The 16,071-nt window shown below is 69.1% G+C and carries 14 protein-coding genes; 8 read left to right on the top strand and 6 right to left on the bottom strand.

What is annotated here, in order from left to right; genetic code table 11:
• Nucleotides 1-227 precede the first annotated feature (227 nt).
• From ABZ855_RS37305 to ABZ855_RS37290, 4 genes are read right to left on the bottom strand one after another with little or no spacing between them, the layout of a single operon-like run.
• Complete coding sequence (locus tag ABZ855_RS37305; protein WP_360814595.1) at nt 228-1,382, bottom strand: XdhC/CoxI family protein; 1,155 nt, start codon at nt 1,380-1,382, stop codon at nt 228-230.
• A gap of 52 nt (nt 1,383-1,434) precedes the next feature.
• A complete protein-coding gene (locus tag ABZ855_RS37300) occupies nt 1,435-3,678 on the bottom strand; it encodes a xanthine dehydrogenase family protein molybdopterin-binding subunit (RefSeq protein ID WP_360814593.1) in 2,244 nt (747 codons plus the stop codon).
• Complete coding sequence (locus ABZ855_RS37295; protein ID WP_360814591.1) at nt 3,675-4,670, bottom strand: xanthine dehydrogenase family protein subunit M; 996 nt, start codon at nt 4,668-4,670, stop codon at nt 3,675-3,677. Before ABZ855_RS37295 ends, ABZ855_RS37300 begins: the two co-directional genes overlap by 4 nt.
• Nucleotides 4,667-5,152, bottom strand: a complete 486-nt coding sequence (locus ABZ855_RS37290) for a 2Fe-2S iron-sulfur cluster-binding protein (RefSeq protein WP_360814589.1) — start codon at nt 5,150-5,152, stop codon at nt 4,667-4,669. The genes ABZ855_RS37295 and ABZ855_RS37290 overlap by 4 nt, the downstream gene beginning before the upstream one ends.
• Nucleotides 5,153-5,444: 292 nt before the next feature.
• Between ABZ855_RS37290 and ABZ855_RS37285 the strand changes: the two genes are divergently transcribed.
• On the top strand, nt 5,445-6,029 hold the full coding sequence (locus tag ABZ855_RS37285) for a helix-turn-helix domain-containing protein (protein ID WP_360814587.1): 585 nt from the start codon (nt 5,445-5,447) through the stop codon (nt 6,027-6,029).
• Nucleotides 6,030-6,187: 158 nt separating this feature from the next.
• Here the strand turns inward: ABZ855_RS37285 and ABZ855_RS37280 are convergent, their stop codons facing one another.
• Nucleotides 6,188-7,015 (bottom strand): NAD(P)-dependent oxidoreductase, encoded by an 828-nt coding sequence (locus tag ABZ855_RS37280; protein WP_360814585.1) that lies wholly within the window; start codon nt 7,013-7,015, stop codon nt 6,188-6,190.
• 63 nt (nt 7,016-7,078) lie between these two features.
• Here ABZ855_RS37280 and ABZ855_RS37275 point away from each other — a divergent pair, with 63 nt between their 5' ends.
• Complete coding sequence (locus tag ABZ855_RS37275; protein ID WP_360814583.1) at nt 7,079-8,305, top strand: acyl-CoA dehydrogenase family protein; 1,227 nt, start codon at nt 7,079-7,081, stop codon at nt 8,303-8,305.
• A 205-nt stretch (nt 8,306-8,510) separates the two neighbouring features.
• Nucleotides 8,511-9,005 carry a MarR family transcriptional regulator gene (locus ABZ855_RS37270; RefSeq protein WP_360814581.1) on the top strand — a complete coding sequence of 165 codons (495 nt, stop codon included), beginning with the start codon at nt 8,511-8,513 and terminating at the stop codon, nt 9,003-9,005.
• 69 nt (nt 9,006-9,074) lie between these two features.
• Here ABZ855_RS37270 and ABZ855_RS37265 read toward each other — a convergent pair whose 3' ends face one another.
• Nucleotides 9,075-9,575 carry a peptidylprolyl isomerase gene (locus ABZ855_RS37265; protein ID WP_360814579.1) on the bottom strand — a complete coding sequence of 167 codons (501 nt, stop codon included), beginning with the start codon at nt 9,573-9,575 and terminating at the stop codon, nt 9,075-9,077.
• A gap of 507 nt (nt 9,576-10,082) precedes the next feature.
• On the opposite strand from ABZ855_RS37265, the gene ABZ855_RS37260 reads away from it, so the two are divergent.
• The 5 genes from ABZ855_RS37260 to ABZ855_RS37240 all read left to right on the top strand — a co-directional run bounded on the left by ABZ855_RS37260 (nt 10,083) and on the right by ABZ855_RS37240 (nt 16,003).
• Nucleotides 10,083-11,615 (top strand): FG-GAP-like repeat-containing protein, encoded by a 1,533-nt coding sequence (locus ABZ855_RS37260; protein ID WP_360814577.1) that lies wholly within the window; start codon nt 10,083-10,085, stop codon nt 11,613-11,615.
• Between the two features lie 250 nt (nt 11,616-11,865).
• Entirely contained in the window at nt 11,866-12,690 is an 825-nt protein-coding gene (locus ABZ855_RS37255; protein ID WP_360814575.1) for an alpha/beta fold hydrolase, read from the top strand.
• A gap of 141 nt (nt 12,691-12,831) precedes the next feature.
• Nucleotides 12,832-13,758 (top strand): alpha/beta hydrolase, encoded by a 927-nt coding sequence (locus tag ABZ855_RS37250; protein WP_360814573.1) that lies wholly within the window; start codon nt 12,832-12,834, stop codon nt 13,756-13,758.
• Nucleotides 13,759-13,801: 43 nt separating this feature from the next.
• On the top strand, nt 13,802-14,893 hold the full coding sequence (locus ABZ855_RS37245) for an MBL fold metallo-hydrolase (RefSeq protein ID WP_360814571.1): 1,092 nt from the start codon (nt 13,802-13,804) through the stop codon (nt 14,891-14,893).
• A 108-nt stretch (nt 14,894-15,001) separates the two neighbouring features.
• Nucleotides 15,002-16,003, top strand: a complete 1,002-nt coding sequence (locus ABZ855_RS37240; protein ID WP_360814569.1) for an alpha/beta hydrolase — start codon at nt 15,002-15,004, stop codon at nt 16,001-16,003.
• Nucleotides 16,004-16,071 lie beyond the last annotated feature (68 nt).

The following is a 16,071-nucleotide window of genomic DNA, read 5'->3' as shown; positions in this document are numbered from 1 at the left end:
GCGGAGGGGACAGTGTCCCCGGGCCTCACCTCTAGCCCATGGGGAAGATCGTACGGCTGAAGCCCCATGGAGCCTTTCGCCGCGAGGCGACCGCCCTCCGCACGCCACCACCTACGGCCCCGGCTGGCCTCCCCCGTCCAGCCGGGGCTTTTGCGTCCGATGCTCGACGCGGACCGGGCTCAGAGTGCCCTGGCTGTCCTGACGGCCGGCTCGCGATCGCGGTCGTATCACGCGGCCACTCGCGCCGATCGTCCCAGTCGGCGCGTTTCTGTGTCGCGGTGGATCGGTGTGTGCGAGGAACTCAGGGGCAGGCCTGTTCCGCCCTGGCGGATGGCGATGATCTCGGCGGCGATGGACAGGGCGGTCTCTTCGGGGGTGCGGGCGCCGAGGTCGAGGCCGATGGGTGAGTGCAGGCGGGCCAGTTCGGCGTCGGTGAGGCCGGTTTCGCGAAGTCTGCGGTCGCGGTCGGCGTGGGTGCGGCGGGAACCCATCGCGCCGATGTAGGCGGCCGGCAGGCGCAGGGCTGTTTCCAGGAGGGGTACGTCGAACTTGGCGTCGTGGGTGAGGACGCAGATCACCGTGCGGTCGTCGGTTCCGGTGCTCTGCAGGTAGCGGTGGGGCCAGTCGATCACGATGTCGTCGGCCTCGGGGAAGCGCGTGCGGGTGGCGAAGACGGGGCGGGCGTCGCACACCGTGACGTGGTAGCCGAGGAACTTGCCCACGCGCACCAGGGCCGCCGCGAAGTCGATGGCGCCGAACACGAGCATGCGCGGCGGTGGGAGGCTCGACTCGGCGAACACGGTCAGGTCCGGCTCGCAGTGAGAGCCGTCCCGCGCGAGGTCGAAGGTGCCGGTGCGGCCGGCGTCCAGCAGGGAGTGGGCTTCGTCGGCAATGGCGCGGTCCAGGTCGGGGTGTTCGCCCAGTTGACCTTCGTACGAGCCGTCCTGGCGGACTGCCAGTGCCCGACCGAGCAGCTGGGCCGGGCCGCGGATCACGCGGGCGAGGGCCACCGCCTCACCCCGGACCGCGGCCGACAGTGCCGTCTGGAGTGTCTTCCTGCCCGGTCCGTCGGCGGGTACCGGGGTGATCAGGATGTCGAGGACGCCACCGCAAGTCAGCCCGACAGCGAAGGCGTCCTCGTCGCTGTAGCCGAACCGCTCACGCACCGCCACCCCGTCGGCGAGCGCCTGGGTGCACAGGTCGTACACCGTGCCCTCGACGCAGCCGCCGGACACCGAACCGATGGCCGTGCCGTCGGTGTCGACGGCGAGCGCCGCGCCCGGGCCGCGCGGTGCGCTGCCGCTGACGGCCACGACGGTGGCGACGGCGAACTCCCGCCCCTCCTCGAGCCATTGGTTCAGCTCGTCAGCGATGTCCAGCATGGTGTTTCTTTCCTGTGGTGGTCGGAGGGCGCGGGAGTCGCCATGAGGCGGCTCAGAGCAGCTTGTCCAGGGTGATCGGCAGGTCCCGGATTCGCTTGCCGGTCGCGTGGTACACGGCGTTCGCGATCGCTGCTGCCACGCCGGTCGTGCCGACCTCGCCCAGGCCGATGATTCCCAGGGGCATCGTCTTGTCCGGTTCGTCGAGCCAGGCGACGTCGATCGGGGGGATGTCGGCGTGCACCGGCACGTAGTAGGAGTCGAGCCCGGCGCTCATGGTGCGGCCGTTCCGGGGATCGATCAGGCTCTGCTCCGACAGCGCCATGCCGATACCCATGACCACGGCCCCGCGGAGCTGGCTGGCCGTGGTCTTGGGGTTGATGATGCGGCCGACGTCGAACATGCCGAGCCAGCGCGAGATCCGCAGTTCGCCGGTGTCGGCGTTCACCCGCACCTCACAGAACTGAGCGCCGCGGGCGGCCTTGGACCAGCGCTGGTCCTTCAGGAAGTTGGTGAGGAACCGGCCCTGCGCGCCCAGCAACCCCCGCCGGGTGTCCGACCCGACCGAGGCCTCGAGGAACGGTCGCCCCGCTGCGCGCAGGGCGGCCGCCGGTTCCTGGCCGGTCGTGCCCGTGCGCCGGGCCAGAGCGGTCACCTTGCGGGTCAGCTCGGCGCATGCGGCGAGGAGGCTGGTGGCCACCGTCGCCGTCTGGTTGGAGTTGCCGGCCATCGGGCCGGACGGCAGGGCCGAATCGCCGTACTCGACGCGGACCTTCTCGTACGCGATGCCGAGCGCGTCGGCGGCGATCTGTGCCTGTACGGTCGCGGCGCCCATGCCCATCTCGTGGAAACCGCACTGCACGAGCGCGCTGCCGTCGTCGCTCAGCCGTACCTTGACGTCGGCGACCAGGCGCAGGGTCGGGTGGAAAGCGGTGGCCATGCCCATCCCGACGAGCCACTCGCCGTCCCGCATAGAGCGGGGTTCGGGGTCGCGGTCCGCCCAGCCGAAGCGTTCGGCGCCTGCCTCGAAGGCTTCACGCTGCATGCGCTGGGAGAACTTCTTGCCGTGCGTCGGGTCCTTTGCGGGCTCGTTGCGCAGCCGCAGGGCGATCGGGTCCATGGACAGCTCGTAGGCGAGTTCGTCCATCGCCGATTCCAGCACGAAGCTGCCGATCGCCTCGCCGGGAGCGCGCAGCCAGGTGTTGGGCATCAGGTCCATGGCGACGAGGTTCTGCCGGGTCAGCATGTTCTCGGCGCCGTAGAGGTGCCGGGCGGGCGAGCTGGTCGCCTCGAGCAGCCCCCCGGCCGAGCCGGTGCGGGTGACGCTGTCCTGGATCAGCGAGGTGAGACGGCCGTCGCGGGTCGCACCGAGCGCGATCCGGTTGGTCGAGGCGGTACGCCCGCCAGTGGCGCGGTTGACGGCCGTGCGGCTCAGCGCCAGGCGCACGGGCCGCCCGACTGCCTTGGCCGCCATCGCCGCGATGACCGTGCCGGGCCAGACGGCGAACTTGCCTCCGAAGCCGCCCCCCAGGAACTCGGCACGGACACGGACGTGGGACGCCGGCACGCCGAACCGCCCGGCCAGGTGGCGGCGGCTCTGGTCCGTCGCCTGCGTGGTGTCGTGCACGGTGAGATGGTCACCGTCCCAGACGGCGACCGTCGCGTGCGGCTCGATCGCGTTGTGCTGCAGGCCGGGCGTGTTGTAGCGCAGATCGACCGACACCTCCGCAGTGGCCAGCGCCGCCTCGGCGTCGCCCTTCTTTGTGTGGCCGGCAAAGGTGAGGTCGCCCTTCGCCGGGGTGGCGTTGTGCTGCTCGGCGGCGAAGTCCACCCGCGCGGGCAGTGGGTCGTAGGTCACTTCGACGAGCGGGGCGGCCTCGTTCGCCGCGGCAGAGGTCTCGGCAACCACGACGGCGATCGGCTGGCCGTCCCAGAAGACCTGATCGGTGTTGAGGTAGTCGAGGCTGGTGCCCGACACGTCCGGTCCGAGGTTCAGCACGATGTTGGCTTTGCGTTCCGGGCGGATCCTCGGTGCGTTGAGGTGGGTGATGACCGCGACGACGCCGGGCACCGCGGCCGCGGCGGCCGTGTCGATGCCGGTGATCGTGCCCCGGGCGATGGTGGCATGTACCAGCTTCGCGTACGTGAGGTTCGGGTAGTGGTGCTCGGCGGAGAACCGCACGGCCCCGGTCACCTTCGCGTGGCCGTCCCGGCGGTCCACCGGTCGCCCGACCGCGCCCCCGACGGGTACGGAAGCGTCCGCGACGGGCTCGGAGCCTGTCCAGGTGTGTGTGGTCACGATGTGCTCCGCTCAGCGTTGAGTGTCCGCAGCACGGCCACGACCGTCCGCCGGGCCAGGTCGATCTTGAAGGCGTTGTCGGACTGGGGCAGGGCGGGGGCGAGTTCGGCGGCCGCGGCCCTGGCGAAGTTCTCGTCGGTGGCTTCGGCGCCGAGCAGCAGCTCTTCCGCGACCCGCGCCCGCCACGGCTTGGTCGCTACGCCGCCGAGTGCGAGCCGTACGTCGGTGACCACGCCGTCCTCGACGGCCAGCGCGGCGGCGACCGAGACGAGGGCGAACGCGTAGGACGCGCGGTCGCGGACCTTGCGGTAGCGCGAGTGCGCCGCGACCGGCACCGGCGGCAGCTCGATCGCCGTGATCAGCTCGTCGGGGGCCAGCACCGACTCGATGTGCGGGGTGTCGCCGGGCAGCGTGTGGAAGTCGGCGACCGGGATGCGCCGGATGCCGCGTACGCTCTCCGCCTCGACGACGGCGTCGAGCAGCACCAGCGCCACCGCCATGTCCGAGGGGTGCGTGGCGATGCAGTGCTCGCTCGTGCCCAGGACCGCGCTGCCGCGGGAGAACCCGCCGATCGCGTCACAACCGGTGCCGGGTGCGCGCTTGTTGCAGGCGGAGGCCTCGTCGTAGAAGTACATGCAGCGGGTGCGCTGGAGGAGGTTGCCGCCCACCGTCGCCATGTTCCGCAGCTGGGCCGAGGCCCCGAGGAGGATCGCCTTGGCCAGCACCGGGTAGCGGGTGCGGATGACAGGGTCCGCCGCGAGCCGGCTGTTGCTCACCAGCGCCCCGACGCGGATTCCTCCGTCCGGGAGTTCCTCGATGCCGGTCAGCGGCAGGCGGGTGATGTCCACGACCGTCGACGGCTCTTCGATGCCCTCGCGCATGAGGTCGACGAGGTTCGTGCCGCCCGCGAGGAACTTCACGCCGTCGCCGTCGGCGGCCGTGCGCAGCGCCGTGTCCACATCCGTCGCACTGGCGTAGGAGAACGACTTCACTTCGCGACCTCCCTGATCGCCGAGACGATGCCGTTGTAGGCGCCGCAGCGGCACAGGTTGCCGCTCATCCGCTCCCGGATCTCCGCCTCGTCCAACTCCCCGCCACTGTCGGCGAGATGCTCGGTCGCCGCGCTGGGCGCGCCCTCCTTGTGCTCGGCGAGCATCCCGATCGCCGAGCAGATCTGGCCCGGCGTGCAGTAGCCGCACTGGAAGCCGTCGGTGCGGAGGAAGGCCTCCTGGAGCGGGTGGTCGACCCCTTCGATGGTCGTGATCTCCCGGCCCTCGTACTGCACCGCGAGCGCGAGGCAGGCATTGATCCGCCGCCCGTCGGCCAGGACCGTGCAGGCGCCGCACGCGCCCTGGTCGCAGCCCTTCTTCGTGCCGGTCAGGCCCAGGTACTCGCGCAGCGCGTCGAGCAGGCTCACCTGCGGCGCGACGTCCAGTCTTCGGGCGGATCCGTTGATCCGCAGCTCTATCTCCACCGTGTCATTCCTCCGGTTCACCCGAGGGCTCGTTCACATGGGGCCGTCAGGCACATGGGCCAGGACAGAGGGACTCCGCCCCGCGGACTGAGGAACCGCCGAGGGGGAACCGGATCACGCAAATATGTTCATGATCTAAAACAGGAACGTAGCAGTTCATTGACTTAAACGCATCACTCTTGTCGCGATTTTACATTCCCACGCCACAGCACTGATGCAAATCGGTACAAATACGCAGGCCAGGCGTATGGTCTTCGATGCATCACGAATCAACAACGGGAGTGGATAGGTCATGGGTCGACCCCTGCGGGCCGATGCCGCGCGGAGTGTCCGCGCGATTCTGGAAGCGGCCGAGCAGGTACTCGCCGAAGACCCCGGGGCCTCCATGGAGCAGATCGCCGAGCGGGCGGGCGTAGCCAGAACGACCGTCCATCGGCGGTTCGCCAACCGCCAAGCCCTCATCGAAGCACTCGCCGCCTCGGCGAAGCGGCAGCTCATGGAGTCCGTCGAGGACGCCCACATGGACACCGCCCCGCCGCTCGTGGCACTGCACCGCGTCACGGCGAACGTTCTGCGGATCAAGAGCGTCTGGCGGTTCACCCTCGGCCACCCCCTCGCCGACACCCCCCTCACCGAGGTGATCTGGTCCGAGGTCAACGTCGGGGCCTTGGATTTCTTCGCCCGGGCCCAGCACGAAGGAATCCTCGCCCCGGACACGGACCTCATGTGGGCGCGGCGGGTCTATTACGCCCTCATCGACGAGGCCCAGCACGGGGGTGGCGCGGATCTCGCCCCGGACCAGGTGCGGCAGAACGCGGACGCACTGGCCACGCTCGTCGTCGACACGCTCCTGCGCGGCGTGGGGCCCCACGGCTGAACCGTCTGGTCGGCCTCGCAGTGCCCGGGACCCTGGGATACACGTACACCAACGCCTGACGCGCTAATGCGCTAATGCGCTGATGCGCTGATGCGCCGGGCGGGCCCAACCGACCCGCCCGGCGCGCCAAGAAGGCACTCCCTCGGAACCGAGCGGGGTCAGGCCGGATCGACGAAAATGTCGAGCGCGAGCTCGCCTTCCAGGCCGGCCGGGCTGTAGACCGACAGGTCCGTGACGCCTTCGTCCGACAGGACCTCGTCGTCGATGAACAGATTGCCGGTGCACTTGCGCGCGTCACGCGTGAGGACCGCGTACGCGGCGTCAGCCATGATCTGGGGACTGCGGGCCTGTCCGGCGCCGCCGACCACGTTGCGTACGGCGGCTGTGTCGATCAGGGTCCGAGGCCACAGCGAGTTGGCGGCGACGCCGTCGGCGGCGAGTTCCTCGGCGAACCCGATGGTGCACAGGCTCATCCCGTACTTCGACAGCGTGTAACCGAGATGTTTGCCCACCCAGTGCGGCGCCAGGTTCAGCGGCGGCGAGAGGGTGAGGATGTGCGGGTTCCCCGCTTCCCGCAGGTGCGGGATCGCGGCCTTGCTCAGCAGGAACGTGCCACGCGTGTTGATGTCCTGCATCAGGTCGTACCGCTTCATCTCCAGCTGCTCCGACGACGACAGGTCGATCGCGCTGGCGTTGTTCACCACGATGTCGATGCCGCCGAAGGCGGAGACCGCCGCGTTGACGGCGGTGCGTACGTCGTCCTCGTTGCGGACGTCGCCGACGACGGCCAGCCCCTTGCCGCCCGCGCGTTCGACCTCCTCGACCGCGGTGTGGACCGTGCCTTCGAGCTTCGGGTGCGGTACGGCGGTCTTGGCGAGCATCACGACGTTCGCACCGTCGCGGGCCGCGCGCAGGGCGATGGCGAGTCCGATGCCGCGGCTGCCTCCCGACATCAGGACGGTCTTGCCGGCCAGCGTTCGTGTCATGTTCGAACCTCCAAAATCGGTTGGAGAACTAATGATACGTGGCACGAATGATATGGTCCGCGCATGACTTCCACTCCCGCACGCCAGAGCGACCGGCTCTACCACGAGCTCCTCGCCCCCGAAGAGACCCAGTCCGTACGCGCCGCCGTGCGCCGGATCGCGGAGAAAGAGGTGGCTCCGCACGCCGCGGTGATCGCGAACGGCGACGAGCGCACGGACGGCTTCCCCCGGCAGGTGTTCGACGCGCTCGCCTCGGCAGGGGTCTTCCGGATCCCCTTCCCCGGTGAGGTCGGCGGCGACGGTCTGACCCACCCGGCGACCGCCACCGCCGCGGCGATCGAGGAGCTGGCCTACTACTCCAGCAGCGTCGCGGCCGTCTTCGACGTGCACTGCATCCTGGCGGGCAACGCCCTGCGGCAGGGCACCGAGGAGCAGCAGCAGCGCTGGCTGCCCAAGGTCGCGCAGGGCTCGGTGGTCGGCGCGTTCGCCACCACTGAGCCGGACGCCTCCAGCGACCTGTCCCCGCAGGCCGTTCGGACCGAGGCCGTACGCAGCGAGACCGGCTGGGTGTTGAACGGCCACAAGCGGTGGATCTCCAACTCGCCCGTGGCCGGTTTCGTGGTGGTTCTCGCCCGCACCGGCGAGCGGCTGAGCATGTTCATCGTCGACACAACGCTTCCGGGCGTCCAAGTCGGCCTCGCCGACCGCAAGATGGGCAACCGAGGCCAGCTCACCGCGGACATCCGCTTCACGGACGTACACCTGTCCGACGACGACCTCCTCGGCGGCGCCGAGGGGCACGGACTGCGCCACGCCCTGTCGACCCTGACCTACGGCCGGATCGGCATCGCGGCCGCCGGGGTCGGTATGGCACAGGCCGCGTTCGACCACACCGTGGCCCACCTGTCGACGCGGCACGCCTTCGGCAAGCCGGTGGCCGCCAACCAGCACTGGCAGTTCCTGCTCGCCGAGCGGGCCACCGAGATCGACAACGCCCGCACCCTCGTCACCAAGGCCGCCCTGCGCCTCGACGCGGGCAACCCGTCCCCGGAACCCGAGGCCGCGATGGCGAAGCACTACGCCACCAAGCTGTCGGTGGACATGGCGCGCGACGCCGTCCAGGCTTTCGGAGGCCTCGGCTTCGCCCGCGAACTGGGTGCCGACGGCAGCGCCGGTCCGGTCGAGGCGATCTACCGGGACAGCAAGATCGGCGAGATCTACGAGGGCACCAACGAGATCCAGAAGTGGGTCATCGCCCGGCAGATCTTCGGCCGGGCCATCGTCGGCTGACGGCTTACTCCGCGCGGTGTCCCGCACTGCGAGCCGCCCAGGTAACCGCTATTGGTTAGCCGATCTGCGTTGACCGATCTGCGTCAACCGATCTGCTTGACCGATCTTCTGCGCACCGCGGTCGCTGTCCCGGTTCGGCCACCCCAGGCCTTCTCGTACGATGGACCCAGACGATACGTAGGGCTAACCATGGGCGGGATAAACGATGTCCGAGGCTCCGCTGGTACCGGGGACAGTGGCCGAACACACCATCTGCCTGCTGGTCAAGCTCGGGCAGGTGGCGTTCAGGCTTGCCGAGGTCGGCCTCGGCGGTACCGGTCTGCGCGTGCGCCACTACAGCGTTCTGCAGGCCCTGGCGGACAACGGGGCCATGCCGCAACTGGCGCTCGGCTCGTTCCTGCGCATCGACCCGGCGACGATGGTGACGAGCCTCGACGACCTCGAGCGGGCCGGATACGCCGAGCGGACACGCGATCCGCAGGACCGGCGTCGCTACGCCGTCGACATCACCGACGCCGGACGCAAGGTCCTGGCCGACCTCAACCGCACGCTCGTCGGCCTCGACAGCGAAACCCTCGCCGACCTGGGCACCACTGAACAGCACTCGCTGCACGCCCTGCTGTGCAGCCTCGCCGAGAGCCCCGCTCTCACGGCCATGTTCGACGCCGTCCGCGAGCAGAGCGGCGCGAAGAGGGCTTAGGAGAGGGCTTGACAGCGGGAAGGTATTCCCGGTCCGGGGCGCCGGACAGGCGCCCCGGACGAACGAGGATCAGACGGCGGGGACGATGCCGCTCTCTTCGATGACGATCGTCTTGGCGGTCGCGCCGGAGCGGTTGCCGAGCGCCTCGATCGTCTTGACGACGTCCGCGCCTTCGACGACCTCTCCGAAGACGACGTGCTTGCCGTCGAGCCACGGGGTCACCACGGTGGTGATGAAGAACTGCGAGCCGTTGGAGTTCGGACCCGCGTTGGCCATGCTCAGCAGGAACGGCCGGTCGTGCTTGAGCTGGAAGTTCTCGTCGGCGAACTTCGCACCGTAGATGCTCTTGCCACCCGTGCCGTTGCCGTTGGTGAAGTCACCACCCTGCAGCATGAACTCGGGGATGACGCGGTGGAAGGGGGCACCCTTGTAGCCGAAGCCGTTCTGGCCGGTGGCCAGCTCGCGGAAGTTACGGGCGGTCTTCGGTACGACATCGTCGAAGAGACGGAAGACGATGCGCCCGAGGTCCTCACCGTTGGCGGAAACCTGGAAGTAGACGTTCTCACTCATGGCACTGATTCTCCATGATGCCCGCGGGCCCGTGGAACGCGGCGTCACCTCTCCCGCCCCCGGCGCGCCGCCGGCCCCATGGACAGCACAGGGACACCGGCGCTTTCACGTGAGGGTGCGCTCACATCTCCCTCACAACTTCCCGTACAACCTTTGCCAAGTGTGGCGGAGATCACCAAAGATGCGGAGAGGTTGCCGGAGTATGCACGGTTTTCCGCACTCGACCTCGCAATGACTTCATGTTGGTATGGCAAAGCGGTGACGATCACCGGGACCGGGGGCCTCTCTCTTCGAGAGGTAAGAAAGCTCTCCTCCAAGGGAGTTGGGGCACAGCTGGTAGAGCGATACCGGCATCGCATTCCTGTGCACCCGCGTTCGAGCCCGGTGATGACATCCCGCGTTCAGCAACCAACTGGGGGATCAATGAAGGAAACAGCAGAACGCAGTCGTCTCCGGTGGCGCGTCGCAGCCGGGGCGGGCTCCATTTCAAGACGCCCGCGTCTGTCCGTGTTGGCCGCTACCCTGCTCGCGGCCCCCGTCGTGCTGAGCACCGCTCCGGCCACGGCCGTGCCCGGCTCCGCGCCCACCATCATCGGGGCCGACGCGCCGGCGCAGCTGAACTACGTCGCGAAGATCAACGTCGGGGAAGAGGCCGCCTGTACCGGCACCCTCGTCGATCCGCAGTGGGTCCTGACCGCGGCCACCTGCTTCGCCTCGGACGGCAGACCCCCCGCAGGCAAACCCGCCATCAACACCACCGTCACCGTCGGACGTACCGACCTGACCCAGACCAGCGGCAGTGTCCTGTCGGCCATCCGGCTCGTCCCGCACGCCGACCGCGACCTCGTTCTGGTCAAACTCGCCGCCAGGATCACCGATCCGAGCATCGCACCCGTGCGGTTGGCCACCACGCCCGCCGCAGCGGGAGAGCAGCTGGTGAAGGCCGGGTTCGGGCGTACCAGGACCGAATGGGTGCCCGACAAGCTCCACAGCGGCACGTTCGCCGTCGCCTCCACCACGGACACGGCAGTCAACCTCAACGGTTCCGACACCGCGACCGTCTGCAAGGGCGACGCCGGCGGTCCCGCCCTTCGCACCGTCAACGGAATCACCGAACTCGTCTCCGTCAACTCCCGCTCCTGGCAAGGGGGATGTCTCGGCAACGATCCCGCGGAGACCCGTACCGGGGCTGTCGACACCCGTGTCGACGACGTCCGCGACTGGGTCGACCACACCGTGTCCCGCAACCCCGACGACCTCACCGGTGACGGCAAGGCCGACGTCGCGGCCGCCAGGGACGACGGCATTCTGTGGATCTACCCCGGCACCGGAAACGCGAGCGGCAGCACTCTCGGCACTCGCTTCCAGGCGGGCACCAGCTGGCAGAGCCAGGACGCCGTCACCATCGGGGACGTCAGCAACGACGGTATCGGTGACCTGCTGTCCCGTCAGGCATCGGACGGCACCCTGTGGGTCTACCCCGGCACAGGGAAGCCCGGCATGGAAGCTTTCGCCACCCGGTACCAGGTCGGCAGGAGCTGGCTGACCCAGGACGTCACCCGTACCGGGGACTTCAACAGTGACGGGCGCACCGACGTACTGACCCGTCAGGCGTCCGACGGCACCCTGTGGGTCTACCCCGGCACCGGAAAGTCCGGCATGGAGACGCTCGGTACCCGCTACCAGGTCGGCACCGGCTGGAAGAGCCAGGACATCATCACCAACGGCGACCTCAACAACGACGGCCGCACCGATGTGCTGTCCCGCCAGGCGTCCGACGGCACGCTGTGGGTCTATCCCAGCACCGGGAAGCCCGGCATGGAGACCTTCGGTACCCGCTACCAGGTCGGCCGGAGCTGGCAGACCCAGAACGCTGTCCGCACGGGGGACTTCAACAGTGACGGGCGCACCGACGTACTGTCCCGCCAGGCGTCCGACGGCACCCTGTGGGTCTACCCCGGCACCGGAAAGCCGGGCATCGACACCCTCGGCACCCGCTACCAGGCCGGCACCGGCTGGGGCCCCTACCGCATCTTCTGAGCGGCGGAAACGCGGCGGGAGCGCGGCGGGAACTGTCTCGGATCTTTCCCGCACCCCGAGAGGGGTGCGGGAAAGATCCCTGAACCATCATCGGTGCCGGCTCGGATCAGTACCGGCGCCCCAGAGCCACCCCTCGGACCTGGCGACGACTACGCGTTCGCGTGGGGCGGCGACCAGTCCGCCCCACCTACCGTGAGCTGCGGCGGGGCGCCGATTCATCTGGCCTCCGCGAAGGGACACGGAGGTTTTCATGAACCACGACGACGTCGTACCCCCGGCCACTGCCTCGACTCCGGTGCTGTTCATCCACGGCCTGTGGCTCCATGCCACGTCCTGGACACCATGGGTCGAACTCTTCAGCGAGCGCGGATACGACGCGACGGCGCCGGGCTGGCCCGGTGATCCGGACACCGTCGAAGAGGCCCGGGCGCATCCCGAGCGCCTCGCCGACCATGGCATCGATGACGTCGTCGAGCATTACGCGGCGATCGTCCGCGGTCTCGGCGCCAAGCCGATCCTGATCGGGCATTCGTTCGGCGGCATGATCGCGCAGAAGCTGCTGGGCCAGGATCTGGCCGTCGCCGCGGTGGCGATCGACGCCGCGCAGATCAAGGGCGTACTGCCGTTGCCGCTGTCGGCGCTGCGGGCCACCCTGCCGGTGTTCAAGAACCCCGCCAACCGGCACCGGGCGGTCTCACTGACCAGCGAGCAGTTCCGCTACGCGTTCGGCAACGCCGTGTCCGAAGAGGAGTCCCTGCGACTCTACGAGCGGTGGACCGTCCCGGCGCCCGGCAAGCCCCTCTTCGAGGCCGCCGCCGCCAACTTCAACCCCCATTCACCGGCGAAGGTGGCCACCGACAACGCCTCACGAGGGCCGCTGCTGCTGATCTCGGGCGGTCAGGACCACACCGTGCCGGAAGCCGTCACCCTGGCGACGCTCAAGCAGTACCGCCATTCCGACGCGATCACCGAGATCCTCCAATTCCCGGACCGGGCGCACTCGCTGACCATCGACAGCGGCTGGCGCGACGTCGCCGACAGCGTTCTGGCCTGGCTCGGCAAGCAGTCCCTCTGACCCGGCAGAGGGCAGAGGGCAGAGGGCAGACCGGGACGGGAGACGGTGAACGGCGTCACGCGCCGTACTTCACCATCGGCACCGAGACCGCCCTGCTGCCCCTCCTTTTCACACCCCCATTCACCTACGAGGAGTTCCTCCATGCCCGAAGTTCCGGCCTCCGCCATGTCCGAGCCCTCCCTGGTCACATCCGCTGCCCCGAGCCGGCGGCGTAGGCGCAGAGTTCCCGTAGGCCTGGCGGCTCTTGCCCTGCTGATCGTGACCGGTTCGCAGGCCGCGTCCGCCGCGTCGACACCGTCCGCGACAATTTCACCCACGTCCACGTCCACGTCGGGCGAGGAGCGTCACGGGGCGAAGCCGACCGTGGTTCTGGTGCACGGCGCGTTCGCCGACTCGTCGAGCTGGAACAAGGTCGTCGCCAAACTCCAGCGAGCGGGTTACCCGGTGATCGCCGCGGCGAACCCGCTGCGCGACCTGAGCGGCGACTCCGCCTACGTCTCCAGCATCGTGTCCACGATCCCGGGACCCGTCGTCCTGGTCGGGCACTCCTACGGCGGCGAGGTCATCTCGAACGCCGCGATCGGTCACTCCAACGTCAAGGCCATGGTCTTCGTCGCCGGATTCGCCCCCGAGCAGGGCGAGTCGGGCCTCGATCTGACCGGCAGATACCCGGGCAGTCTGCTGCCCGAGAGTCTGCTCACCCGGGCCTTTCCACTGGCCGGCGGCGGCACCGGCACGGACGCCTACATCGATGCCCGTAAGTTCCGTACAGCCTTCGCCGCCGATCTGCCCGCCCGGGACACCGCGCTGATGGCCGCCACGCAGCGTCCCGCGAGCCTGGCCGCCCTCGGTGAACCCAGTGGCCCGCCCGCCTGGAAGACGCTGCCCTCCTGGTACCTGGTCGCCGGTGCCGACAAGGCCATCCCGGCCGCCGCCCAGCGTTTCATGGCCACCCGCGCGAAGTCCCACACCGTCGAGGTCAAGGGCGCCTCGCACGTGGTCATGCTCTCGCACCCGGACGTCACCACCGGCCTGATCGTCGCCGCGGCCCGCTCCACCAGCCGTTGAGCACCCCACGTACTCCGACTCCTCGCCCGGAAAGGCGACTTCCATGACAGTCGAATCCTCGGACGCGGTCACCCCTGAGCGACGCCTGTTTCTCCAACGGATGGCGCTCGCGGCGGCGTTGCCCACTACCGCCGCCGTCCTCGGTACGGCGTTACCCGGCCTCGCGGCGGCGGCCGAGCCCGGCGGCCTACCCGACTACGCGGCGATCCCCGCGACGTCGGTCGGTCCCAAGACGAACGCGGACGGCTACTTCGTGGGCCGGATCAAGGGCAACCTTTACTGGGTCACCGACTCCTTCTACCAGGCCATGTTCCTGACCACGCGCGACGGCGTCGTCCTGGTCGACGCGCCGCCCACGATCGGGCACAACCTGCTGCGGGCCATCGAGGAGGTCACCAGGGCGAACGGACTGCCGGCGAAGGTGACCCACCTGGTCTACTCGCACTCCCACGCCGACCACATCGGGGCCTCGTCCATCTTCGGCAAGGACGTGGTGCGCATCGGACACACAGAGACGCGGCGCCTGCTGCGCATCGCCGCCGACCCGAACCGGCCCGCGCCCTCGGAGACCTTCGACGACCGCTATGTCCTGCGGGTGGGCGGCGAAGTGCTCGAACTCGCCCACCACGGCCCGAACCATTCCCCCGACAACATCTTCGTCTACGCACCCCGGCAGGCCACTCTCATGGTCGTGGACGTGCTCTACCCCGGCTGGGTCCCGTTCAAGGGACTCGCGGTGTCCCAGGACATTCCCGCGTGGATCAAGGCGCACGACGTGGCCATGGACTACCCGTGGCGGACTCTCGTCGGCGGACATCTCGGCCGCCTCGGGGTCCGTGCCGACGGCGATCTCCAGAAGCGGTACGTCGCCGATCTGGAAACCGGCACCCGTGCCGCGATGGCCTCGGTGGATCCGACGCCCTTCTTCGAGAAGTACAAACCCTCGGGAAACTCCTGGGCCGTTTTCAAGACGTATCTCGACGCGGTGGCCGAGCGGGCAGCGGCTCCTGTCGTGGCCAAGTACGCCGGTGTGCTCGCCGCCGTGGACGTGTTCACCCCCGACAACGCCTTCGCGATGCTCGAGTCGCTGCGCATCGACGCCGGGGAGCTCGGCCCCTTCAGCACCCGCCCGTAGCTCATAACCCATAGCCCATAGCCCGCAGCCCAAAGCCCGTAGCCGTCAGGTCCGGATTCCACTGTCCGCTGTCCGGCTGACAGCTGTCCCCGCAGATGAGGAGATCCCTTGAGAAGAGCCCTGCTGTCCATGTCGGCCTCCGCGACCGCCGTCGCCGCTGCCACCGCTCTCACCGTGTTCGTCGGCACCCCGGGCCCTGCCGAACCGGTCGTCAACTCGGCGACGGACCACACCGCACCCACCGGCGAAGGCCTCCCTGCCGGTTTCACCGAACGCAGGCTCAAGGTCGGTGACGTCAACATCAACTTCGTCGAGGGCGGCCGGGGCAAAACCCTCGTCCTGCTGCACGGCTACCCCCAGACCTGGCACGAGTGGCGCGCCCAACTGCCCGAACTGGCCAAGCACTACCGCGTCATCGCACCGGACCTGCGCGGCGCCGGCCGGAGCGACGCGCCCGCCACCGGCTACGACAAGAAAACCCTCGCGGCCGACATCCACGGTCTGCTGACCCGACTGGGCCGGGACAAGGACGTACGGATCGTCGGCCACGACATCGGCACGATGGTCGCGTACGCCTACGCCGCCGCGCACCCGCGCGACGTCAAGAAGCTCGTGCTGAGCGAGGCCCCCATCCCCGACAAGAGCCTCTACAGCTTCCCGTCACTGACCTCCAAGGGGCCGGGCTTCTGGAACTTCGGCTTCTTCTCCGTGGAGAACGGCCTGCCGGAGCAGGCCGTCGACGGCCGCGAGACCCAGTGGGTCGAGGGCTTCACGGACCTGCTGGAGTACAACAAGGCCGGCATCAGCCACGAGGACGCCGCCCTCTACGGCCACTACCTCAAGGACGACGCCCATCTGCGCGCCAGCTTCGAGTGGTTCAGGACCCTCGACCAGGACGTGGCCGACAACAAGATCAACGGGCGGACGAAACTCACCATGCCGGTCCTCGCCATCGGAGCCAGGCACAGCCTCGGCCAGGCCGTCCCCGACCAGGTGCGCAAGTACGCCACCCACGTCACGGAAAAGGTGATCGAGAACTCCGGCCACTGGATCTACGAGGAGCGGCCCGCCGAACTCACCAACGTCCTCCTCACCTTCCTCGCCACCTAGCTCCCCCGGGGGGGCCGGAAGGAGACAACTGCCCTGCCCAGTACGTGTCTCACTCGATACGGTGAGGT

The sequence above is a fragment of the Streptomyces sp. NPDC047042 genome, from assembly GCF_040644035.1.
Taxonomy (GTDB): domain Bacteria; phylum Actinomycetota; class Actinomycetes; order Streptomycetales; family Streptomycetaceae; genus Streptomyces.
The sequence above is the reverse complement of the archived record's forward strand: the minus strand, read 5'-3'. Positions and strand labels throughout refer to the sequence as shown.